General features: G+C 53.1%; 7 protein-coding genes. 1 reads left to right on the top strand and 6 read right to left on the bottom strand.

What is annotated here, in order from left to right; all coding sequences use genetic code 11:
• The first annotated feature begins 286 nt into the window (after positions 1 to 286).
• Positions 287 to 4,888, top strand: a complete 4,602-nt coding sequence (locus tag Q31b_RS20415) for a choice-of-anchor Q domain-containing protein (RefSeq protein WP_197171939.1) — start codon at positions 287 to 289, stop codon at positions 4,886 to 4,888.
• 27 nt (positions 4,889 to 4,915) lie between these two features.
• On the opposite strand, the gene Q31b_RS20410 is transcribed toward Q31b_RS20415, so the two are convergent.
• The 6 genes from Q31b_RS20410 to Q31b_RS20385 all read right to left on the bottom strand — a co-directional run bounded on the left by Q31b_RS20410 (position 4,916) and on the right by Q31b_RS20385 (position 26,675).
• A complete protein-coding gene (locus Q31b_RS20410) occupies positions 4,916 to 6,589 on the bottom strand; it encodes a hypothetical protein (RefSeq protein ID WP_146601519.1) in 1,674 nt (557 codons plus the stop codon).
• 691 nt (positions 6,590 to 7,280) lie between these two features.
• The gene (locus tag Q31b_RS20405; protein ID WP_146601518.1) at positions 7,281 to 8,798 is read right to left on the bottom strand and encodes a dockerin type I domain-containing protein; all 1,518 of its coding nucleotides are present in this window, start codon (positions 8,796 to 8,798) and stop codon (positions 7,281 to 7,283) included.
• 744 nt (positions 8,799 to 9,542) lie between these two features.
• Positions 9,543 to 9,956, bottom strand: coding sequence for an HNH endonuclease (locus Q31b_RS20400; RefSeq protein ID WP_146601517.1), 414 nt, complete (start codon positions 9,954 to 9,956; stop codon positions 9,543 to 9,545).
• A gap of 9 nt (positions 9,957 to 9,965) precedes the next feature.
• A complete protein-coding gene (locus tag Q31b_RS20395) occupies positions 9,966 to 10,187 on the bottom strand; it encodes a hypothetical protein (protein WP_146601516.1) in 222 nt (73 codons plus the stop codon).
• Positions 10,188 to 10,423: 236 nt separating this feature from the next.
• Positions 10,424 to 12,127, bottom strand: a complete 1,704-nt coding sequence (locus Q31b_RS20390; RefSeq protein WP_231617726.1) for a dockerin type I domain-containing protein — start codon at positions 12,125 to 12,127, stop codon at positions 10,424 to 10,426.
• A gap of 79 nt (positions 12,128 to 12,206) precedes the next feature.
• Complete coding sequence (locus Q31b_RS20385; protein WP_146601514.1) at positions 12,207 to 26,675, bottom strand: choice-of-anchor C family protein; 14,469 nt, start codon at positions 26,673 to 26,675, stop codon at positions 12,207 to 12,209.
• Positions 26,676 to 26,946: the final 271 nt, after the last annotated feature.

Here is a 26,946-nt window from a genome sequence, read left to right as displayed (position 1 = left end):
TTCCCTCCCAAATCGTGTGGCCTTTTGTCGCACCTCTCCCTTTTCCTTGCAAATTCCTCAGGGCCACCCCTTTGCCCGTTGCCCGGCAATCGTCAACGACTAGATTGAGCATTCCAGACCCCCCTCCTTCCTGCACTGTGAACGCTCCGAAATGACATCCATTCCCTCTCGATCCAATCGGTCAAGAAACAATAAACGCGGGCACAGCAGAGTTCGTAATCGCAAGCTAAATCACCGACTACGATTCGAAACCTTAGAGAAGCGTCATTTATTAGCCGGCGATTTGGTGGTTGATACAACGATCGATGAACTCGATAGCGATTTCGGGCCTGGCGACTTCAGCCTTCGCGAAGCGATCGCGCAAGCCAACGCGACCGAGGGGCACGATACGATCACGTTTGCCGAATCGATGTTCGGACGCGATTTGTACGCCAATATTCGCTTGGCCGAATCTCTCGGCCAAATGAAAATTACCGATAGTGTATCAATCTTGATTCCCAACGCTGATTGGGGCCTTGTCATCCAAGCTAACAATTTGACCGGCGTCGATGCCCGTGTTTTTGACATTGCGGAAACTGCAGATGAAGTCAACCTAACGGGATTTGAATTGCATGGCGGAACCGCACTCCAAGGTGGAGCGATACGAAGCCTGACCAATGGTGAGTTGATATTAAACGGAGTTTGGTTTAACGGAAACAACAGCCAATCGTTGGGCGGATCACTCTTTTTTCGAAATAGCACCGTTCGCATTTCCGAGGGTAGCTTCTACGCAGGAAGTGCTCTGCAGGGTGGTGCCATCTACGGCAGTGGCGGAAGCCTGTTTATCAACAATAGTGAGCTGAGCTACAACGATGCAACCGGAACGAGTGGAGGTGGCGGAGCGATCTATGGTTTGGGCACGGACATTGTCATCTCCAATTCGACGATAAGCGGCGGCGTATCCGAAACAGTCGGAGGTGGCATCGCAGCTTATGGTGGCTCGTTGACGATTAACAACAGTACGGTTGCGTTCAACTCAGCGGCACAGTCGGGTGGTGGTGTTTGGGTCGATGAATTGGCGACCCTCAATGCGACCAGCAGCCTGTTTGCAAGTAACACAGCGTCATCGGCTGCGGACGTTTTTGGCACGTTTGCTTCCGCAAGTCATACTTTGGTTCAAGATGCGAACGGGGCGGTGGGGATCGCCAATGGTGACTCAGGAAACAACCTCGTTGGTCAAGATCCACTATTGGGCGACCGCGTCGGATACAACGGTTGGCAAGAATCGTCATATCCACTGATGCCTGGCAGTCCTGCGATCAATGCGGGCTTGAATCCTGACAATCTACCGTTTGATCAGCGAGGCAGTGGTTTCGCCAGGGTATTTGGATCTGCGGCGGATATTGGTGCTTTTGAAGTCCATCCACTAACGCTCAATAGCATTACCTTCGCTGGTGAGTCCTTGCCGCAGAACCAGCGACTCGAGCCGGTCAGTCAACAACCACTCGTGTTTGTCGCCGAGTTCCAGGGGGCCCTTGAAACCGGCGGAGCGTGGAATGCAGGCGATTTTGTCAGTAACGCTGTCCAACTCATAAACCTAGCGTCGTCCGAGATTTTTCCGCTCACGTCTAAAGGGCATTCCACTCGCGATGGTGTTAGTCGAATAACTCTCTCAAGCGAGCAAACCCTAACCGACGGCGATTATCGGCTGTCCTTTATCTCATCGGCCGCTGGTACACAGACGATCGCAGGCGTACTTCTTGATGGCGAACCACTTGGCAGTGACACAGCCGGTACTCCCACCGGCGACGGTGTTCCCGGTGGTGATTACCATGTCGATTTCACGATCGACCACGCTCCGCTTCCGCTTGACGTCAAACGAATCGAACCAACGGGAAGTTTGCTGTTTCATGCTGACGCCGAAAGCTGGTTACACGGTGCCGACGATACTGATCAGTACACGTTTGGTGCCAGTGCTGGTCAATACTTAGCATTGAGTGTCGCACCACCGGCCAATGAAACGATCACAGCTAGGTTGACCGGGCCAGACGGGTTTGTTGTTAACGCAGCCGTTGGAGATAACGGTGCGGTCATGATACAGTCGAGCCGCTTACCTGCGGATGGCACTTACACGATTGAAGTGACGGGGGCCGGTCCGACATTGTACGCCATCGAACTCGCTCTTGGCGGAACCAGCGAATCGTTAATGGTTGGCGATAGCAGCGAATCCGCTCCATTTAGGATCGATCGAGAAATCGGCAGCGGCGCTTCGCATCCGTGGACCGTCTTAGGTCATAGTAACGCTGGCGTAAGTGGCATTGCCTACACCAAAACAAACGCACCGCAGCGATTCGTCGATATTTCGGATACGGGAACGCTATTGGATTTTACAAGTAGCGTCAAAACCCCTTTTACCTCCACGGTTGGCAATACGCTGTTTCCGGCTGGCGATTTATTCATCCATGAGACGGGTGGCATTTCAAAAGGTGACGAAACATTTTATCGGTTCAATTACCCACTTCCAGTCAGCGAGGATTATGAATCCGCCTTGCTGCCTTTTTGGGGTGTTACTGGTGATGAAGCTGGAAGCGTTTTCGTTCAAGAAACTTTGGTCGATGGCTTCCAGACTCTCATTGTCCAGTGGAACGAGGTCTCGTACTACAACGACAGCGGGTCGGGAAACTTCCAGTTACAGCTTTTTGCACCCGATGCACCGATACTCGCTCGCTTTGTTTACCCAGATGTCGATTTTGAGAACGAGTGGAATGATGGTGGAAAATCGGCAACGATCGGTGTCCAGGCTCGACCTGATATTTTCGCACAGGTCGGTTACGACGAAGCAACGGTCCAAAACGGCGACGTGATCGAGTTTAGCGCTGACCCACCACAAACGACGTCTGATGTGGATGCTTATACATTCGACTGGAGTGCAACCGATTCGGATCACGTGGATATTGTATTTTCAGCACTCGGTTATCTCGATCCTTCCCGAACGAAAATCGAACTGCTAAACACGGATGGACAAACGGTTCTTGCGACCGCTACGAATAAGTTCGACAATCGTCCGGTCGAGAATGCGGACCTTGGAATCTATGATTTCGCGTTGACTCAGCATGGCACTTACACCATCCGCGTGACCTCCGACACGCCTGGCAACTACAGCTTAGCCGTCTTCGATTCATCCTCCCTTGAGCTTGAGCCAAATGACGCCGCTGACGGTTTTGTGAACCAACTCAGCTCTGACTCTCCTCATCAAGGCTTCTTGAGCGGGATAGCTTTTGCGGCCGATTTCTCTGACGGCGATGAGCCATCGCTTGATGGCTTTACCATTGACTCTGAGTCGCCGGGACTGTGGCACGTCTCGAGCCGGCGCGGCAGCGATGCGGGACACTCCAGCCCGCATAGTTTGTTCTTCGGCATGGAGGAAACCGACGAAGGGGGCGGCAACGACCGCGAAGCCCGAGTCTTATCGTCGCCAATCGATCTGCGGAGTTTTGACTCCGCGTCGTTATCTTTCCGTTATTGGCATGACCTCGGATTAGGTAGCAATGTTGATCTCAATATTTCAACCGATGGTGGTCTGACTTATCAATATTTGGGATGGGTGTCCAACACCGACGGATTATTCAAAGATAAACAGATTGACCTGACTTCTTACGCTGGCTCCATCGTTCAGTTAGGCGTCACTTACGAACGCTACTCAGACACACCTGAGAGTGGTGAAGGTTTTTACATGGACGATATCGTTGTCAGCGGAAGCGATACGTCGGATCGCTATCAATTGTCATTGGAGGCTAGCGACCCAGTTACCCTGACGGTCGAGACACCGTTCAACTCGCCACTGGCTTCAATGCCGAACACGTTGGTTCCAGCCATCGAAGTATTGAAGCCAGACGGAACGGCTCTCGAAGTGGACCGCGTTGCCTTCGACGGCAAGCAATCGACCGTTTCTTTCACCGCACCTATCGGCGGCGAATACACGGTCATCGTACGAGCCGAATCAGGGGCGGGCGAGTACATCCTCGAAAATAGTGTCAGTCGCGATGCGGTCATCATCATGCCATCGGCGGGCGAATTGCGACTGGAAATGATTGACAACCAAGTCGCTGCTGCAATGGGGGAAACCATCCTTTTCCGTACCGACGGCAATTCGTTGCATCATGTCATCATTCAAGGCACCACCGGCTCCGATCGGCTTGTCGTCAACTCGGATGTCATCAATCGCTTGTTGCCCGAAGCGAAAATGATCCAGTTCATCGGCAACGGTGCAGACGACGAGTTCGAATTCACCGATACCGGTTGGTCGATGGGTGCTAACGTGATGGTGGGCGAGCGGTCGATGCGGCAAGCCGTCCATTCGTCGGGCGCGACAATCCAACTCGATACGTCACGAGCATGGCGGAACGTCGTCGAGGCACTCGATGTGAACAATCAAGGTGGCATCACCGCATCGGATGCATTAGCGGTGATCAACGAATTGACTGAGCGACTTTATTCGGCTAGCGATGGACTGCTCACCAGCGACGGATCGGCGGCCAGTCCCAGTGCCCCCGGTGCATTGGCTCGCTACTTAGATGTCAATGGTGACGGAAAGGTGAGCCCTTCCGATGCATTGCAAGTCATTAACGCTCTAGCAGAAATGCTACCTGGAAACCAAAGCGGTGAATCGGGAGAACTCGTTGCATCTGATTTACTGTTAACGCAAAATGCGGAAGTTGAGCGTCTCGTTCGTGATCAGACTTGGATTCCGGAATTCGAATCAAAGCAGGCGGTTCACGCACCGGCGATGCAGACCCCAAAAGCGGTTTTGTTACCGCAGATTGAGTCTGAAAGCGAGGAGGGAAACAGTGAGGAGAGTGATCCTCTTGACGTTGACTTAGTCGACCAACTGTTTGCCTTATTTCCGTAAGACGGCCTCGCCGCAATCCCACTTCCGCTACTGTCCCAACAAGTGATTAAAGAAGAACTGAAACGCACCGTCGTATTGTCGGTCGCTGCCGCCGCCCAATTGCGTGGCGTAACCAGCGGTAAGTTGTGTTCGTTTACCGAACTCCAAAGTCGTACCCGCCACCATGCTGGTGATGCTCGTGCTACCACCAAAGTCGCCAACTTGGAATGGTCCCGATGAGATCACGTTGCCGTCGGTCGTGGAGTTCGTTTGGTGAACTTCCAAAGTCGGAACAATCCCTGTCAATCCAGACGAACGGTCGTTGCGGTACAGCCAATAGCCGACACTCGCATCGAAGAAGATGTTATCGGCATCGCTCAACTTGCCAGCGTCTTGCAGTCCCGTACCACTGGAATTGATCGCGACCGAATTGCCCGATGCGGTGGCATCGTATTGCAGGAAGCTTTGTGCAAAAAACCGGTCGTCGGGCGTGTACAGCATTCCCAGGAAGGGTTGCAAGTGGACTGACTCGTTTTCGACTCGCAGTAGTGATGTTCCATCTGCATAATTGACGCGGGTATCACCAGCCGTCGGCAGCACGATCCCCAACCCTCCCGTGAACGCAATACGGTCCGTACGATGCAACAGAACCTTGGCATACATCGTCAAATTGCCGAAGCGAGAGTCCTTGCCGTTGGTAACAGTGTCACCGTCGAGCGTTGAGGTTGCCAACGCATCGGTGGCGAACGGAGCACGTAATTCAAACGAAGTCATACCGTCAAAGAACGTTCGTTCAAAGCCAGGGACGAACCGGTTCAAGCTGGTTCGGCGACCGCCCATCAGTGCATTGTGGATCGTGCTGTAACGAAAGAAAATCCGATCGGTTGGCAGCACCGAACCACCTTCCGCAATCTTTAGACGCCCCACCCCACCGCTACTGGCATCTGCCAACGCCATGTTAAAACGGACGACGTAGTCATAAAAGTAGTACGCATCAAGGTCTTCGCCGCCCGCAAGCGTATCGGCCCCCGCCTGAATCAACGCTCCCGATGCATTGGCATTGTACTCGGTTGATCCAGGAACCCCGTTCCTCGACTGAAACAACCCATCAATTGCTGCCGAGTAGGCACCCGGGGGCGGTTGCAGCGCGATCACATCATACGGAAGTGCTGTCGATGCTAACTGAGCTTGGATCTGTGAGATCGTTTGCGAGGTCGTCAGCGTTGCGTCTTCGTTGATCACTCCAGCCAACGTCGCAGCAGGTAACGGAGTCCCACTACGCAGTAGTGCCTGAATCTGCTCCGCCGATGTTAGTGATGAACTGTACGCACCGATGGGGCCTGATTCCGTTATTGTCAATGGCGATCCAACCGGCGGCAGTACGCCGGGCACATCCAGATCATCCGAGAGTACCATCAACCGGTCCACTACTGCATTGGCGCGAAACCCAACCGTGGAGCCACTGAAAAAGTCGCCGATCATCGCAGGAGTACGAAACGCCGAATCGGAATCGTTCCAGCACTCTCCCGCTTCACTGGCAAACAGTCTTCCGAACACAAAAGGTGCCTCATCGCAACTGTAGTCGGCACAGTCGTCGGTATTATACGCATCACAGGCTAACGCATCGCAGCTTCGATTCCCAGAATAATTCTCTGCAGCCAATGGCGATGTCACCGATAACAGGGCGGCGACCACGAGGAACCTATTTAGTTTGCTTGCCATCTTAAAACTCAACTCATTCAGTAAATCGATAGAACGACGCTATTTCAATCGTCAATAACCACCACGATGCCGAACGGATTTTAGCGATTCTGCTGAAAATACACGTGGGTCGAGTCCGGATAATCGGCAAATGTTGCCCAGGTTAAGAATATCGCGAGCACTATATTTCGAAATTTCCGCGCAGCAATACAGCCATTAATGCGTAGCAGCATTTGCCCGCTAGTGAGACCAATCGAAACCGTTGACGCTTCAGCTCATTTCTATTGCGACCCTGCAAGAAAAAGCTGATCGCCAAAGATGAAACACGGGATCAATGGGCGATATCAATTACGCCCGGGCGTTTCGCCCCACACTAGGAAAATCCGATGCAACATGATGCAACGGACGTTTGAAGTCACTCGGTTGAATCGTGGCCGTTCATGGCCCTTGACTCTCACTCTACTCAAGGCCGAACGGTAGGGGGATTTAGCCACGGATACTCACGGATCAAAACGGATGGCGAGGAATAACTGTCGATCCGTGCAAATCGGTGTCGATCCGTGGCTAATTCACAGTCTGGTCCGCCTGTCGGTAACAGGTGAGGTTTGACAGGAAAATCAGGGGCAGAAATATTTAGAAATCTGAACCCACGCCATCGAGCTTCCTGCTCGAAATCGTCCTGCCATCTTTCGACTCACCGCCGAAAAGCAGGCTAGGATGTCGAATGAATCCGCCCAACTAAGATTGCGAAGACCGCATCCCGGACTGCTTGTTCACACGCAGCACTGAACGTTTTAAACGGACAACAAAGCTCGTCGCCATCCGCCATGTAATCATTCACATAGACGTTCCCTGCCTTCAGTATTCCTCCTGTCGTCGAAGCACGATACTCTCCAAGTACGGTTCCGAAACGAAGCACGATTTGGTACCCAGCCGTGGGTACGGGGTCGCCGCCATCACGCAAATTGAACTTGCTGTTCGTCCAAATCACGGGTATCGATGACTCAATCACAATTTCACTTGCGTCGGGCATCGCTGTGAATCCGTCTGAGAACCTTCGCACCGCCTCGCTGACCGCCTCGTCCATCGCTTCTGACAACGGGGCGTCGACCGGCGGCTGAGTCACTTGCGGCGTCTGCTGCAACTCGTTGATCACCATCAACGCATCGCCAGCCGTCACTTTGTTGTCATGGTTCACATCAAGTAATGCGTCATAGGCCACCTGTTTTGTGCCTAGCCTGTTGATAATCAATAATGCGTCGGCCGCTGTCACATTGCCGTCGTGGTTACAATCGAAAACGTCAAACGTATCGGGACGGCTATTATCCCAGTCATCGTCTAGAACATCCAATTTAATATTCTCGGAATCTACAACAACACGCCCTAGATCGGTTTGTCGCTGGCCCGCTGCATCGCTTGCCACGATGGTGTAGGTTCCTTTGGGGATGCGTAGTGCGTAGCCACCCGCGTCCCCGGTCGAAGTCCAGTAAGTCTTTCCGACGTCATCGGTCGCTTCGATCCGAATTTGCGACTGCCCTTCGCCGATCGAATAGAAGTCGTCATCGATGACCGAATCACTGTAGACCACTCCCGTGATCGCAGGCGTCGGTCCAGTCGAACCAAACATTTGGGTTGACAATACAGACGCAAAGCCAGGAAAACCAGGATCCTCATTCGGGTTTTGTTCGATTCCAATGCCCACTTCCGCCGCTCGGTCGAGCATCAAATTGACGCGATGCCCGGCGCTACGAAATAGAATGTCGTGCGCTTCTTGAACAACAAGTCCAAAGTCGCCGCCCGTGGTCCAGTTGAATGCGATGTTCTCACCCGTGGGCCGCGTGTAACCTTGATTCGCAGCGCGAGTCCAAGGCGAAACACCCTCTGGTGTGTCATGGGCAAAATAGTCACGCAAGATCATGTCGAGCGAATGCAGTTCCGCAGCACGCGAGAGCGAGGCGTCCGGCGCAAGCGGCTGTTTAGGAGTCGTCGAAATCTTTCCTGCGTCGAGATCATCATTCAACCCAATCCCCAACCGACTTGCTTCACCGCTCGGATTGGCCCGCGCCCAATTGATGCGTTCAACCATCAATTGTTCAGCCGATGAAACATCGATCATTGGCTGTTCGAACCCATACTCCGCCGCCAACATGCAACGCTGCTCCAGCGATTCGACACGCAATGTTCGCCGTCTTTGGCCAAACCAAGACTTGGAAACCGTGATTGTGAACATTGGCTCGCTCGCGACGAAAGAAACTTGATGAATTGTCTTATCCGTAATATTTTAACCAGTGCAGGTGCCAGCCGTCACTCGTCTATCCACACAACAACAGGTCATGCGACAAATTGTCAACCAAAGCGGCGACGACTCCACTGCAGCTTCTCTCGCTCTTTTTTCGAGAAGGCCAAGCGAACATGCCCGATCCAGTTTGATCCCCGCAAAGCGACCCCCAAAAATGAAGCATATAAAATAATGTTTGGCTGGGGGAATAGCCGTCCACCGGGGCTTGCAGCGACGCGCAAGCTTTCGACAGGAAAATTGAACGACAGGAAGATAATGGTGTGAGGCAAACCGCGTGCAGATTTTTCTTTCGTCCAATCTTCCTGTCTACACTTGGTCCTGGATCGGTTCTGCCTCAACCGGTTTTGATTGGTGTCAATTAGCGATCGATTAGTGTTCCCGAAGCTTTTCAAATTCCATTCAAACGAAGACAACGCAGCGAAGCATGCCCGAATAGAGGTTTTATCGCAGAGACACAGAGTTTTTTCTGAACGGCTTTCTCTCTGCGTCCTCTGCGACTCTGCGTTTCAAAAACCATACGATCCCAATCCTCTGCTGCCACGAAAACCGAAGATCAAGGCTGACACCCGTGAAGCGATCATCAAAGGTCACGTTGTTTGCTGCCACGAAAACCGGTGTCCAGGACTGCACTCCTACAAAGCGATTCCAACTCCGTAGATTACGTGAAGGTCCACTTCATAAAACCTCATGCGGAAAAAGCTCAAATAGTTGCTCTGCTTGGCGGATTTTCAATCGTCGTTCATGGTTCAGGTTAAGCCTGCCGAGCGTTGCCCGGCCAATGTCCGACCTAGCAACAAGAACGAAGTCCTCCCATTGGAAATGGTCGGACCAGCGATCTCGACGTGGATTGTAAAGTGTAATTTGGCCAATCATCCCCACCAATTCAACGGCAATACAACCCGCTTTGTGAAGGTTGCAACTCGGACAAGCCCATGCGAGGTTTCCAATGTCGTCAGAGCCACCAGCCGAGCGGGGCACGATATGCTCAACATGAAAAGTGGCACCCTGCATACTCTGATGCATCTGACAGTACTCACAACGGTTGCCGGCGCGCAGCATGACTTGCTGTTGAATGTCGTTTGAAACCAAGAGATCTTCCTATGGCTTACGACCAAGCAGGTGCAGAGCTTCGGCGCGTACAAGCGAGAGCTGTTCGCTCAATTCCGCGAGTGCCGCGAGATCTTCACGCTCTCGGTCAGTCAGTGTCCCTTCGTTGTTCCGATCCATTAGGCATTGAAGTCGCAAGTCAGCCTGCTCAGGCAGCCGAAGCATCGTAATACTCTCGACCCACTCAAGAGGCGCATCAATCGTAGTATTCAAATCGTTTCTCCTTAACCGGAAATCTAATGGCTCCATTGTAACCTACTCGTCCTCAGCAATCGTACTCGCTGTTGAAAAATCTCTCTAAAGACGAACAATGTCCCCGTTTTGGACTTCCGGCCCGCTAAACTTTGCCGGCTTTTCAAACTACATCGGAACCAAACCAGTCAGCCAATCATGAAATCTGAAAAAAGCGAATTTGCCCGCGAATCACGCTAATCGACGCGAATACATCATCACTTCAGTATGTGCATCGCGTAGTTCAGATTTGTATCGACTAGATGTAATTCAAGCGTGCGATCCGTTGCATTTCCGGTCATCCAACCAGCTTGGCCATCCAATACGAAAGCGTCATCCCCGCGATGTAAGTGGTGGTCTTGCGAAATCAGTGTCGCTGATTCTATGATCTCTCCTTTGTCATCAATGACCATGCCGTAGACACCGCGAAATGTTTCACTCGAATCAGCAACTTCCCACTCTTCCCATAAGACGATATTCCGATCGTCACCCACACGCACCATTTTCGGCCGCTCTGCATGTAAACCAGAATCAGTAGCATAGGTGGTGAGCCAGCGAAGCCGATTCTCGTAAATTTTGCCGCTCGAAGTTACCGTCAATTGATCGGGAAGGCTTGGGTCAATACCCCCATCGTCTCCATTGAATCGGACGATGGCCAAGTTTCGCGACCCGCTAATCAGTCCCCCTTGGCCCGACAGTGCATCGGTTCGGCTGGTACTCTCGGTCGAAAACAGCACCATGTGACTGTAGTTAGAATCCGCAATCGGTACGATGTCCCCAAGCCTTGTCCGCGTGTTGTTTTCTCCCAGGCTCCCTTTGATTTGAAAGAGTGGAAACGATTCGCTTTGGATTCCTGCCCACTCCGATTCGTAATCGTGGGAGATGACGATTGAGCGAGGAAACGCGTCGCCAAGATGCATCTCAATCATTTCCTCGCTATCATGAATTAAACGTTGATCCAAGGAGTGACTGACCCAAATCGTACCGGTGCGCGTCACATCACCACTGTCCGCATCAAGCCGTGTGGACCTAGCCATCTGATGACGAACGCCAGAAATGTTCGGATCGGGATCACCGTTGGTGCTATGCAGCAGAGCGACTTCTCCGCCACCGACGGCGAGTCGTGAACTCGCGAAAGTCATCGGGTTGACGATCATCAGAGCATTCTCATCGGCCTGATGGCGAGCGGTGTCCAAATCAATGTTGAACAGAATCTTGCCGTTGCCGTCCAACTTGACGACTCGCACGATGTCATTTCGGAACGTATCCAACGGCGGATAATCCGGATCGACCAACTCGCCTTCGTCGACGCCAGTGGCATAGTAGCGATTCCCGGCCTCGTCGGTTGCCAACCCCATGATCCGGTCGAGCATCGGCAGATCAGCGTGGATTTGACTCACCGCATAGCCGGTCGAAGTGGGCGTGACGCGGAACAGAACCGCTTTCCAAGGTGTTTCAGGATCGTAGTCCTGGGCCAGTACATCCAGAACGTTGCCGTTGGACGAAACGACGATCTCGGGGGTCTTGCCGTATTGGCTTGCCCAACTGGTCGGGCCATTAAGGTCTTGTTCGTTTGCATCGAACGGAGTGAGTACATCCGAAACCAAAAGTTTCTGATCGTAGAGGTAATTGATCACACTCAGAGCGTCTGAGGCAGAAACAACCTCATCGCCGTTGACGTCGTAATACGGCGGAGGAATGTTCGAGATGTTTTGCACTGGACCTGACCCGACGTCAGACAGGTAGTTGATGACTTCCAGAGCATCGGATGCAGAGACAAGGCCATCGTTATTGACGTCTGCCGCAGTGACAGGGTTTTGCCAAGACAACATTCGGCGATCTTCCAAGGCTTCGACGCCAGTCAAACGGCGACGGTATCTCGCGACAGCAGATCGTTGCTTTCGTTTACGCCAATTTTGCATCACCATTATCCCTTTCCTTTCTTCGCCGTTCAACGTAGCCGAAAATCGAGGATCAACGTGACCTCCGCAAAGCGATTCTCTAGTAGTTTCGCCGTAAAATTGCCAAGAAAGTACGAGCACCATTAATAAAGCCGCCGCCAGAAGTTGGAGCCTGTTCTTTAAAGCGACTAGGTCCACCAATCGCACCATATGCATCCTTTGCCGCCCCGTAAGTCTCGGCTAACGCAGAAATCGTAGCGTTCCCCTCCAACTTTAGGTATTTCAACGCAAGTCCTGCGCCACCTGGATTAATTCCGTCAATGTATGCTCCCGTCTTTCCGAGCGGTCCGGTCGGGATATTCAAAAGGCTTCCTGCTGTGTCGATCGTACTTAGCGCCCAGTGGAAAGTAAGCAGAACGGAAAGCTCGTTCATCAAACGATCTGCCGCCTCCGACATGCTGTTGGTTGCTAAGAAATTTCCAACAAAGGAGAACGTCGAGTAGTTGAATCCAGCAATAAAACCAAGCCCGGCCATCGTTCCGTCGTTCATGCTCACATTGGTCAATATCGCGTAGGATGACATCGCAAAGTTGCCAGTTGGATCAACGAATTGATTTGGTGAGTTGAACACGTAGCGATATAGGTTGGAGTCGGATGAATTGAATCCGATCCCGTCCATCGACGTGAACACACCCGACGAAGGATCGTAGTTCCTCGATCGGTTGTAATACTGATCAAGTTCAAAATCATATTCACGACCTGCAAACCCATAGCGGTTCCACGAAGCACCAATTTGGTCAGAACCGATCGTGCCGAAAACTCCATAGATAATCGGTGGGCTGATCTCACCACTGCTTTGCATTAGATCTCGCACCGTCCCTATTTTGTCCGAGTAGTACCAGGTAAGACCTTCACTTGGTCGACTCGCAGCTACAATCTGATCCACGACGTCGGTAAACAAATAGCGGGTCTCAGCATCTCCGTTGGCGTCATAGTCACCCCAGGTTTGAGCACCATCATGAACAATTCGTAGAACGGCGATGCCGTCAACAAGTTTTGTAACTCGTTGGTCGAACGAATCGTATTCAAATTCAATCGACCTAAGATCAACACCCTCGGAAGTCCGCTCTTCAACCTTCACCAACCGGTTGCGATGATCCCAGAAATATTCAGTCACTTGGCCATCGCTAAGCCTAGTTTTCAACTTCTGATTTCCTTCGCCGTCATATTCGTATTCGAAAACACCATCAGAACTCAATTCATTTGCGGTCACACTACTTGACAGTGTCTCACTTTCACCAGTGACTGCGCGAAGTCGGTTTCCGTTTAAATCGTAGTCAAACTGCTCGTCATGTTGACCACTGAAAACGGCATCGACTAGTTGCCCGCTAAGGTCATATTCGTAGTTAATCGCCTGATCACTCTGGTCAAGTTGATGACTCCGAGTTTCAGTACTCAATAGTCCAGCAAAGTCATATTCGTAGTCATAGTTGGAAATGAGTTTGTCTAAAGCGTCTTTGTGACCGAGAGTTGTCGTTCGACCTACCGAGTCATAGAAATAGTCGGTAACACCGACTTTCGTGATCGCCGACAAATCAGAGTACCTAACCATCTGCTTTTCCCGCCCCGTGGCGGTGTAAAGAAGATCGATTCTCGCGTTCTCGGTGTCGGCGGCCTCTCCGTTTGAAATGTCGGCATCATACCATTGCCGCGACTTCAGCAAATTTCGGTCATTGTAAGTCGACTCAACAGTAACACCGTCGCTATCATGAGTCTTGATGATATTGCCTTCCGAATCGTACTCGTAGTACAGGACAACGTGAGGCGTGTTAGGATTGTTATCTTCGTTGTCATCGGATGTTACTTGATTAAGCGTGTCGTAGGTATAAACATGTTTTGTTGTACCATTTGAGGTTGATATTAAATTGCCGATGGTATCGTAGGCAAACGCAATCGTCTCGACCAATGGGCCGTCATTTTCAGCATACCAGCGTTCTTCAAGTAGTCGGCCTGAGCGGTCGTAGTCGAATTCTCGCCGCCGGTTATTTCGATCGATCACTTCAGTCTGATTGCCTTCTGGATCATACCCGAAAGCACGAACGTGAGCGGCACCTTGGTTTGTCGCAAGCGATGCACCACTAGGCTTTTGGTTGGCAACGAGAATTTGATCCAAATACGTAGCTCCAGTCTTTCCGTCGAACTCTCCTGCATTTGCAGCAACGTATTCAACCCAATAGAATGGATCTCGCTCTTCCGTGACACGATTCAACGCATCGTAGGTCCAAGTTGTGATGTTTCCGACAGGATCTTGTAACAGGACTCGATTTCCTTCCGCGTCATAGCGAAAATTGATCGCACCTCCCATCGCATCAATGCGGCGAATCAGGCGACCTCCCGAGTCATATACATAGTCGGTGATCAAACTCTTTCGGTCGTCAATCGGCGTCGACGGATCTTCGAGAAGGTTACCTGATGCATCCAATGACTCTGGGCTGACAACGATTTCCCAATCGAGCAAGTTTCCCTCATAGAACATTCGCACTTCGGTGGCAGGGCTCTGCGGATCGTTTTCGTCGCCGATCAGATCTCGAATCGCACGCCCTGACTTGTCGTAGAACGTTTGTGACTTCGCAACTAATGTTCCATCTGCTTCGAAGGTTTGAGTCGTCGTTGGAAGTCCAAATTGGTTGTACTCAAAGGTTTGGTAAGTGCCGTCGGCGTTGATCACCTTCGAGGGCGAAATCGACGACTGGTACTCGAACTGCGTCGTGTTCCCGTTGAAGTCAGTGTAAGCAACTTGTCGTCCTTGGTCGTCAAAAGTAAAGCCCGAAAAATCACCGATCGCGTTTATGATCTTTGTGACATTACCCGTATCACTTACTTCAAATGACGTGGTAACCCCCGCTGCATTCGTAATACTGGTTACTTCGCCACGCGAGTTGTACGTTATCTTAGTAACAACCGGCTCTGCGAGTGGATTGTCCTTGTTGCCTCGCTCGATGATTTCGGTGACGTTGCCTTGGGCGTCGTAGACTCGGTCGGTGACCATGCCTCGGCGGTCGATGATTCGGGTTTCTAAATCGGGGTTTTGGGGGTCGTTGTACTCGCGGTACGTGGTATTGCCCAGCGGGTCGGTCTCTTCCAAAACGTTGCCGCGAGGGTCGTACTTTAACGTCGTCGCGTTGCCGTTGGCGTCGCGGATGATCCCCTGGTTGTTCGTCGTGTCAATCTGTTGCTTGCCGATCTCGTTGCCCAAAGCATCAAACACGCCGACGTACTTGTTGTTCTCGTAACGAACCTCGATCGTTTTGCGGTCCAACGAATCGTAGACCTTGTCTAAGAAATGGCTCAGGCTGAGCAGGTATTCGTAACGGGTCGCTAAATCGCTCTGGTTGACGAAACGCCGCAAGTCGCCCGCTGTGTCGTACTCGTAACGAAGTTCTAATGCTTCCTGGGTGCCCGTTGCCGGGACGACAATTTCCGTGATCCGGTTGCGATTGTCGCGGACGAAGTCGATCTTTGCGCCCGACGAATGCTCGATGCCGGTGTCGCTGAACGTGACGGTGTTGCCGTTTAGGTCAGTGATCTTTTCCAGTCCAGTGAATTGATCGTAGCGGTACTGAGTACCGTCTTTCGTCGTCAGCGTGTATTGGTCGGGGTTGATGCCCGTGGAAAACGCGCCGAGGATGCCGCCCCGTGAGACGCTGGTCTCGTCAATCGTCAGCGTGTCGTAGACGCCGGGATCGGGAATGAACGAAGGTGTGTTGATCATGCCAAAGGCACATCCGATGAACGGCGAACAACCACCCTGATATTCCTCGTGATACGTGAACCCGACTCGTTTGCCGTCGGGGTTGGTCAGGTAAACCTTGGTCTTGTCAGGAACAAATTGACCATTGCCGCCGTCGTTGATTCCGCCCGTACCGATCGCTCCAATCTCGACGATTCGTGCGTCTTGAACGCCCAGACTCCATCCGTAGCCGAAATCGCCTTCGTCCTTGGCACTGAGCGTGTCGTAGACGCGGCTGATCGTGATCGGGATACCGGCCAGCGGCAGCGTCAAGTCGGTGAACTCCAGATGAAAGTTGCCGAGTTGCAATCCGCCTTCGACTCCTACCGACGTCGCGTCAATGTAGCCTTGCCCGTTGTTGTCAAAGCCGACCAGGGCGATGATGTAGCCGTCGCGGGCCAGTGACGTGGGATCGAATTTGCCTAACTCGCCATCGACCACTTCACTGGTCGATTGTGTGATGATCTGCCAATCGGGATCGGACAAGTCGAACGTGCTGGTGGAAACCAAATCGGCGCGAGCATACTGCAGTCGCCAATACCACAAACGATCCTCAGGATCATCGACGGTGCCTGTGACCGCGATCACGTTCGTCACGCTACTGCCAATCTCAGGTGTCAAGATTTTTACCAGCGGCGGATTCACGTCTGTCGGATTGGTTCCACCCGTGCGTGGCGGTAGCGTCGTATCGGCGGGATTGTAATTGTTCGACGCGGGATCGACGACGCTAACGGTTGCATTGGCCGAACCCATGTTGTTGGCGGCGTCCGTGGCGGTGGCGACCAATTCGACGCTGCCCAGTTCCGCGGCACTCAATTCGACTCGCCCCGATGCACTAAGCGGTTTGTCCTGTCCGTCCACTTTCAACGAAAGTTTCTCGACGCCGACGTTATCGGTCGCGGTGACTTGAACCACGTAGCTACTATTCAAATCGACCGTCGGTCCACTCAGCAGCCGGATCGAAACCTTCGGTGCTTCGCTATCGGCGACCACGTTGACGGTGACCTCTTGAGTCGCACTTTGCCCAAAGTCGTCGGTGACTCGAACGGTAAACGTCTTGGTCCCCAATTCCGACGCACTGGTTTGCCAGCGGATCAGTCCGACGCGATCGATCGTCATTCCGGCGGGCGCGTTTTCGAGCGAGTAGACCAGCGGATCGTTCTCGGCGTCGACCGCTTTCACGGCATAGCGATAGACAGCACCGCCCGCGACCGACGCAGGTGGCGTCGACGTGATTTGCGGCGGCGTGTTGACCGCGACCGCCAACACGTAGGTCTGTGTCGAAATCGCACCGACGGCATCGGTCGCCACGACGGTGATCGGGAAAGTGCCCGTCGTCGTGCCACTCGGCGTCCAGCGGATCACGCCCGACGCATCCATCGTCATGCCCGCTGGCGGGCCGGTCAGACTCAATGTCACCGCATCGCCATCCAAATCGGTGGCGGTGACAGGGTACTGGTAAAGAGCACCGGCGACGGCGGTGAAATCGGGTGTCGACGTGATCAACGGTGGACGATTGCCGAGTTTCGGACCATCGGGCTTGGTCGGATCAACCGGTTCTTCAGCCGAAGCGACGACGACCGTGTAAGTCTGCTTGCCGATCGCACCGAGCGGGTCAACGGCCTCGACCGTCACGGCATGTTCGCCAATTTGAGCCACGGCCGGTTGCCAGCGGATCACGCCCGTCGTCGGGTTGATCGTCATCCCGTCGGGCTGCGCCACTAGCCGGAACGTCAACGTATCGCGTTCGTGATCGTCGGCACGCACCGGGTACAAATAAGTCCGCTCGGTGAGTGCTCGCGTCGGCGGCACACTCACAATGGCCGGAGCAAGATTGCCACAGCGAACATCGACGGAATAGTTTTGCACGGTCGAGCCGCCCAGAGAATCGGTGACGCGAACGACCACCCGATTCTCACCGAACTGCTGGGCATCGGGTTGCCAGCGAATCATGCCGGCTGCCGGATCGATCGACATGCCTCGCGGGGCAACGTCAAGCGAATAGCGAAGCAAATCATGATCCGCATCCGTCGCCACGACATCGTAGCGGTATCCCGAATCACGCGACGCCGCGATCGGCGGATTGGACGTGATCATGGGCAGCGAGTTTTCAAGCTGCGTACCAATGGATAGCGTGAATTGCTGAGTCGCCGTACCACCGTGGCTGTCGCTTGCAACCAGCGTCACTGGATGCTCGCCAACTTGATTCCCAGCGGGCGTCCAAGCGATCACGCCTGTTGCCGGATCGATCGTCATGCCAGTCGGCTTGGTCGTCAAGGACCAAGTCAACGCATCCCCATCGGCATCGTTTGCGACAGGCAGATAGCCAAACGCCCCGCCAACGATGCTGCTGGTGCGAGGCAACGAATCGATTGTGGGAGCACGATTGGCGACCGATGCGGCAACGGTCAACTCAAAGACTTGCGTCTCTTCCCCGCCACGTCCATCTCGCACCACGATTTCGACGTTGTGACTACCAACCTGGTCCGCCGTCGGCGTCCACGTTAGCGAGTGCTTGTACCCCGTCACCACCCCGCTCGGGTTCGTGATATCCGATTGCACAACCGTCATTCCATCCGGCCCTTCGACCAGCGAGAACGTCAAGCGATCGCCATCCGCATCTTGAGCCGTCAAAGCGGCCTGATACCCACGCCCCACCACGGCATTGACCACGCCAGAGGACGTAATGGTCGGCGGATGATTCATCGCTCCAACGGTCACCTCAAACGCTTGGGAAGCCACATTCCCATTCGCATCCATCGCCTGGACGACAACGGAATGCGTCCCAACCTGTTCGTGACCTGGAGTCCAAGCAACAACGCCCAAGCGAGGATGCACCGTCATCCCGTCGGGACCTAAAGGCAGAGAATAAGTAATCGGATCACTTTCAGGGTCCGTCGCCACGACCGAATACAAATAAGTATCCTGAGCCGTCGCCGTCTTGACTGACTGCGAAGTAATCACCGGCGATTGATTGCCAGAGGCCGCGTCAACTTGCACGTTTCCGAAGTTACGGTCGGAAACAATGGTCGCTTCATTCAAATTGACAACATAGTATCCAAGAAGTCCTATTTCTCGGACCGAGATGGAATCAATTGCTGGGCCGTGAGCACCATCGTCAAACGACTCAAATTCGATCGTGGAAACATCTGACGTTGCCGTAAACGTTAGCTCGTGCTGTTCATATTTCAGGTTTTCGCTCGTATAACGCGAGACGTCGAACTCAAACTTTTCAACAACGTCTCCCACTTTGACTTGCATGTGTTTGATCACAGGAGCACCGTTTGTATTCCCTGCCAAACCAAAAGCAACTGAATACTTGGAACCTGGGACCGTTGGGAATGACTGGGCAATCAGTCCCGCGCCCTCTCCCGTTAGGTCAATTGAATAAATTCCCGTGGACGAATTGAAGTGACTCTCATTCACTACATCGACGGACTCCTTGACGACCTCCCATCCAGGTAACTGTTGTGAACCCATGACAAGCGTTTCCCACACTGTCGTCGTGCTTCCTTGTTCGAAATCACCGTTGACGATGAGGTTCTCACCGCTGGCGGACTCGATCGGATACGTTTGAGCCCACCCCGCCTGCATCTCCTCGCGAACGTAATAGGTATCCGCAGCTAATCCAGTAAAGGCATAATCACCATTTACATCGGTCACCGTAAACCGCTCGCCAAGATCGCGAACACCGTTTTGGTTCTGGTCGAGATAGACAACCCAGTTGGCCAAACCCGGCTCTACTTCGCCGTCGACTGAAAACTCAATGTCGTCGAGCACGAAGTCGTTTCCACCGGCGGCTGCTCCATAGTTCTTAATCGCTAGGTCTACAGTCGTAGCTTCCTCGGAGAACCATTCGGCAGAAAGGTACTGCCACTCAGCAAGCGTAGACGAGAGTGGTAGATCTTCGCCGATCATCTCGCCATTGACAAAGAACTGTATTCGACTTGGTGACTCTTCAAATGTCGTTGCGGCCCAGGCCCCAAAGTTATATTTCGTATTGGCGTTGACTTTGATTTTTTGCCCCCACACCGTGTGGACCCCATTCGTAGCCCCATTGACGATCATCATCAGCCCGTCGCCAGAAGTGTGGTCACCAAAACTCGGCCAGGAATTGTGATGATCGAATGGGTCTTTCCCAATAAGGTACCGTCCTTCTCTTACTAGGCTCTCATTCGTCGCCTTTCTCAGGTCCGTGTCAAAACGAATGTCGCCAGACTCAAAATCCTGGTTTCCGGCAAGGTTGCGTCCTTCCTGAACACCGTTGCCATTTGCATCTAAGAATTTGGTTCCATGGATTTCCCCCGTTCCTTCGGCACTCGATACATGAATCGTAAACGTCTGCGTATCGACTCCCCCGCGTCCGTCATCAACCTGCACAACAACGTCGTGTTCGCCAATATCGTTACTGTCTGGAAGCCACGACACGATCCCGCTCGTCGGGTCCACGCTGAGATCTGGTGGGCCGTCAACTAGTGAATAGCGGAGTTTGTCATTGTCCGGATCGATGGCGATGGCTTTGTAGCGGTATTCTCCCTTGGCTTGTATCGAACCGATCGCACCGATCGCATCAATGTCGGCTTCACCGAACGGTGATCCACTCTCGTCGGGTAGCACGTCAGTCAAACGAACGAATCGGAATTCGTCGCCGGGTTCGATAAAGGGACCGATATCAATCCCTGTTGGCTGTCCTTTGAATGCGCCAAGATCGATCCAAGTTGCACCGTCCTGGCTGATCTCGACCTGAAAGCTCTCGACTTCGGCTCCTCTTTCAAAAATCCAAAGATCCAGGCCATCTTCGACTTCGTCCTGATCGACCAGTCGATTGTCAACGAACTCAACGACGAGGACCCCCTCTTCCCCAAGCGATGTCCAACTGTCAGCGGGGGTTCCAATTGACCGCAAAGGATCGTTGTATGGATCGCCAACATCCGTACCCGGGACGTAGGAGACCACTCGATCCGCGAAGGAAATGTCCCCGCGGGGAAACTCGACACCAAGATGGGTAGTGGGATCGGTTACCGTGCTCTCATCCGTGATCGTCACGCTAACGTTTGGTTCACTGATAAATGCTGGCGGATGATTCGTAGGATCGGGTAGGACACAGATGATAAATTCCTGCTCCGCGATCCCGCCACGACCATCGTCGACTTGGACCGTAACCGGATGCTTTCCGACTTGGTCAGCTCTAGGTTGCCAAGTGACTATTCCTGACTTTGAATCAATCCGCATCCCCTCTGGTGGTTCCGGAATAGAATAGATTAGGGAATCATTGTCGGCGTCAACAGCCTGGACCTGATATCTATATGGCTTTCCCTGAGTAGTGACGGAACCATCTGGAACAATGCCCGTAACGTCTATTTCAGCGACACGAAATCCTGCAATCGATCCATAATCCTGGACAACGAAGTCAATCGTATTTATTCCAGGAACGAACCCATCCGTAATTGTAAAGTCGTGCAAGCCGGTAAAATTGTCCGTGGTATAGACTGGGAGTGTGACGCTGGTTGGCTGGCCATTGAGAAGAATTTCCCCGATATTGTCGACTGCCCATTTACCTTGAACTGCAATGGTTTCAAACGAAAAACCTATAAGATCCAGAGTCGTTCGGAATGTTCTCGTAACCCCCGTTGGTTCTCCGTTTTCTTGTTGCCAAATCCATGCCGAGTCAGAATCATTCGGCACCCAGGTTGGATTGGCTGTTACGACCAAAGACGGCGATTCCACCTCAAGTAGTTCGTAGTTCACATCGACGCTTCCAGGAACACCAATTTCTCCCGTTGAGCTGTGCCCTGTTGGATATAACATCCGGGTTTCGCTTGAAACGCCCAAATAAGCCATTGTCACTGGCGTACTTGTAATCACCGGTGGGCGATTCGGTGGGGCGGGTTGGACTGCGATGACGTAGTCTTGTACGGCGATTCCGCCTCGTCCGTCGCTGACTACTACCGAGACAGGGACCGTGCCCAAGTTCGCTTCGGTCGGCTGCCAGGTGATGACGCCGGTGGTGCCGTCGATTGTCATGCCGCTGGGCGAAGTGCGTAGCGAGTACGTTAAAATATCCTGGTCAGGGTCGGTGGCGTTGACGTCGTAGGTATAGGCTTTGCCGGGATAGGCTTCAATCTTCGGCAGCGTTTGGATCGCCGGTGGCTGATTGGTTTGACTCAAGAAGATCAAGTCATAATCGAACTGGATTCGAGTCGGGTTGAGGAACGAAATCGATGGTGACTCACTTGACTGGTTCGGTTTCAAGCGGCCATCAGGAACTCGGTCGGTATAGTCAAAGTATGGTGTACCATCGGGCAAGAATCCATCGTAACCGACGACCGATATCGTCGGGTCGCTGATGTTCTTGACACCCACCAACAACGGCGTTTGTGCTTCAAAGACGCCGTCGTTGCGAGTGGCTAAGTCGACGAACAGTAACCGATCGTCATCGGCAAACGACGTTCGTCCGTAGACACCCGAGAACGCTTCGGTAGTGTCGGTGAAGGTGTCAAAGTCGATCCCGTTCGCAGGTGGTTCAACGCCCCATAGGGTCAGTGTGACTGGCGTGGTTTGGCCAACGGCATCGGTAGCGATGATCTCAAAATCGTTTCTTCCCGACTGGATCGCCACCAAAGATAGGAATGCACCGCCAGCGTCAAATTGGTCCACTGGATGGCCATCGACCGAGACCCAATCGATCGTATTGGCCGTTCCATCAGCACGCTTACCTTGGGCAACAGCATTGCCAGAAATCAAAACGGTTTCGCCCGAAGTGAAACGAGAGTTGGCTGCTGAGGCGGTGATCAGAGGCTTGCCGAACAGCGTTCCCGTAGGCTGCTCATTACGGCGATAGTTGTTGTAGATCTCCCAACTGTTCGCTTCATTTGTGGGGATGGAGCCATCGTCGTTGATGTTCGTGATGTGATAAGAGTGTTGGTTCCAGATCGGACGGGTTGGAACCCAGTTCTCGCTTCCCAAAACAAAAATCCCATTCTCAGAACTATATCCGCAGGAAGTGTTTGCAGCGGCAACGATTTCGGTCTTTCCATCGCCATCCACATCAACCACAACAGGATACTCAAATGTTGTGCAAGAACTCTTAGGAAGTGAGTAAACGACCTCACCGTCTGTCCCTTGATAGATCCGAAGATGCGTCTGGTCGCCATAAACGGCTTCCGCGATTCCATCACCATCGAAATCAAATACGGACGAACCCGTTGAACGTGAACTATCATCTTCAATTGGCTGCTGCCATCGAACTTGTCCGTCTGTTTCAAAAACAGTGTATCGTGACGCTCCAGCCACCCCGATCTCCGGTTCACCGTCATTATCGAAATCGGCAACCGTAGGAGCACCTCCTTCGCCACCACCTGGAATTGCGACCGGTCCCCAAATGATTCCTCCTAAGTGGTCCAGCAAGTACACGTTCCCGAGAGAGACAGCAACAATTTCAGGAAAAGCGTCTTCATTGAAGTTTCCGATCGCATTAAAGGAATCGGAAATGGATGAATTCCAAAGAAGATCACCATTCGATTTATACGCAGTGCGGCCCGCCAATACTTCTGGGACGCCGTCGCCAGTCAAATCAACGACTAGTGACAGAGAACCAAATGTATTATTCCCTGTACCTGTGGCGTCGAGATTGTGATTCCATCGCACCATTCCGTCGTGAGCAATTACAGCAGCTCCCATGATGACTTCCGCAAAGCCATCGCCATCTAAGTCAGCGATTGACGGACCACCCCATTGTTGATTCGCCTCTGTTAACGACAAGATAGGTTCAGTCGTCATCCACTTCAGGCTGCCATCGGAATTAAAGCACATTAGACGAAGCGATTCGTGTACAGCGATAATGTCAATGGATTGATCGTTGTCGATGTCACCGACCGCAATGGATGTAGCACCGACGACTGCAAGTTCTGGATCGGTGACGGACCATAACTCCGTTCCTTCAGTGCCGCTGATGGCACGCAATACCCCGTTTTGCATCCAAGTTACTCCTCCTGCAGGATAAGTACTGAAAACTATCTCGGGAGCATTGTCTCCATTTAGATCGATCACAGCAGGTGTCATCATGACCTGCGCTGATTCCGGTCGAGTGGTGAACGTACTCTTTATCCATTCCACGGACGCAGTAAACGGCTGAGCTTCTCCGCCATCGCTTGGGACAAAGATCTCGCCTGCTTTCACTGAAACAGGTCCCGTTGGCGTGAGATCCTGGATCGTGTTGACGAAGTTGCCGGTGTTGGCCGTCGATCGAAGCATTTGGGCATTGCTGACCACGCCGTGGGGAGCACCCGCTGCCAGCGTGCTGCTGACCATACTGAAGCTGGTTAGCTTGACGGTTGTTTTGGTGTCGTCGTCGTTGTTGACGAGTCTGACAATCAACTTGCCTTGAGTTCCAACGGGCAAGCCGTTCAAGCCGATGGTGATCGTGTTGCCGTCGACGACGATGCCGGCGCGATGCGCGGGGGCAACGCCTTCGGTGACGTTGAACAGTGCGTCTCGGCCAGCAATGTAGTTTTGGACCAGCGGGTTGCCGTCCTGGTCAACATAGGCGATCTCAAAAGCGTCGCGGACGAATCCGCTGCTGTCGGTGTCGAAGCTTAACGCTTCATATTGCAGTTGGATTGCGGAGGGTGTTTCGGGGACGACGACCGATCGTTCTAAGCCGACGACAAACGAATCACCTTCGCTAATGATTGCGGCACAGGCTCCGGGAACGACGTTCCCTTTGCCTGTTTCGCTGCCGCCACTTTCAAAAACCGTCCAGTCGTTTAATGAAGCATCCAGTCCAGAGTCACACCCCGTGATGCTGACGTTGAATGTCTTGGAGTCCGATAATGCCGGCGTGCCGCTATCGGTCACCGTCAGAGTGATCGGTACGGTGGAAGTAACGAACAAAGCTTCTGGGGTCCAGCGGAATTGGCCGGTCGCCGGATCGATCGTTGCTCCAGTCGGGGCGTCAGTACCGAGCGTGTAGGTTAACGTGTTCGCGGGGAGGTCCACATCGGTCGCCGTTGCCTGGAAACTGATTTCAGTACCGCGTCCGCTGACGATATCGTCTGGCTTCGCTAACACAGGTGCTGTATTGACTTCGGCCACCGTGATGACGAACGACTCGGTGTCGGATCCGCCGCTACCGTCGGACACTTTTACAGTGACGTTCGCTGTGCCAGGGCCGTCCGCTTCGGTCGGTGTCCAAGTAAAACGTCCAGTGGTGGCATCGATCTTCGCACCGGTAGGGGCGACGTCGAGCGAATAGGTCAGCGTGTTGGCTGGGACGTCAAGATCGGTTGCGGTGGCTTGGACAACCAGTTCGGTTTGCTCGTTGATAGTTTGAGCTGGGATAGCAGCTAGGACCGGCGGGCGGTTGACTTCGGCGACGGTGATCGTGAACGTTTCGCTGTCGGCCCCGCCTTTACCATCGCTGACTCGTAGCGTGACGTTGGTCGTGCCAGGACCGTCGGCTTCGGTCGGCGTCCAGCGGAATCGGCCTGTCGCGGCGTCGATCGTCGCTCCGCTGGGGCCGTTGGCGATGGCGTACGTCAGCGTGTTGACCGGGATGTCGGGGTCCGTCGCAATCGCTTGAACGATTAGCTCCGATAATTCATTGACGCTTTGCGTAGCAATCGCGGCCAAGTCGGGTGGCTGGTTGGTCTCATTGACGACGACCGTGAACCGCTCGGTATCAAATTCTCCTTCGCGATCGGTCGCACGCAGAACCACTTCAAAGCTGCCAGGACCTTGTGCTTCGGTCGGCGTCCAAGTGAAGACGCCCGTTTCGGAGTTGATGGTCGCTCCGCTGGGCGCGGTGTCCAGCGAATAGGTCAACTTGTCATCGGGCAAGTCGATGTCGGTGGCGATGGTTTGAATGCTGAGCTTGGTTAACTCGGCAATCGATTGATTGGGGATGTTGGTGATGACCGGTGCAGCGTTGGCGTCGATGGGATCGCCAATGGTGATGTCGATCATCGCATCGTCGTAGCCTCGATCGCCGACCGTCACGGCGGGCCATGACGACGAACCGAATTCTTCCCAACCAATCCGCATGCTTGAGTCACCGGTGCTGCGGACTCGCAGGTGCGATGACGCATCGCCGTTGGGATTCATTCCTTGCAGCACATACACGCCCACCATCTGGCCACCTGGGTAGACTGGCGTTTCCATCGTCTTTGCAGTGTTCAAGTGCGAGTAGACGACTCGCCGGTCCAGAGAACGAAAGACGGCGTCGGGGTAGGCGGGATCGGTTGGCAACATCCCATCAACGTGGCCTTGTTCATCATCGACGGCAAAGAAGCCCATTTCGTGCAGGCCGAAGTCGGCATTGTGGGTACTGGGGGTGAGTGAAACGATTTGCCGATCGTTGCCGGGTAATTTGCCGAACATGATACTGACGAAACCAGCCGGAGCGGACTCCGTTTCCCCTTCACCAAACTGCATCGCATAGACATCTTCGCCGTTTGCCGTGCTGGTCATCGCATTGATGACGCTCAACGCATCGGATGCCGACATCTTTCCGTCGCCGTTCACGTCATAGAACGCGCCCAAGCGGTTACTACGAAATTCGAGTGATTGGTCACCCGTTTGATTCAATTCATTGATCACCAGCAGCGCGTCCATGGGCGTCACTTTGGCGTCATTGTTGACATCCAAAGGCCGCGATGGATTGGTCCAATCGGACGCCAGCAACATGCGTGGTTCAAGCTGTTGGAACAGACTCAGACGTCGTTTTTCACGTTTGCGCTTCGTAGCCGTCTTGCCGTACAAACTCGTCGATAACCTGCCCATAACCGTCAGCTTTCTTCAAATGACAAACTGTTAAACTTGATGTTAGAATCCGCATAGATGTTAAAATAGGTTAGACGAAGCATTGTCGTATCGCAAGCGTTTGGAACATTCGGATCGTTCGATTTCAGATTGACAAACAATGTGTGGCAAACTGTCGCATGTGATCGAGTCCGAATAGCGCAGCGTGAGAAGAACGAATGAAGAAATGCGCCACTTTCTTTCTGCTTTCTGCGCAGCGACCAACGAAGCGGTTCATACGATGCTGAAAGGC

The sequence above is a fragment of the Novipirellula aureliae genome, assembly GCF_007860185.1.
GTDB classification, from domain to species: Bacteria; Planctomycetota; Planctomycetia; order Pirellulales; family Pirellulaceae; genus Novipirellula_A; species Novipirellula_A aureliae.
Note: the sequence above shows the minus strand (reverse complement) of the source record. Positions and strands in the feature narration are given on the sequence as shown.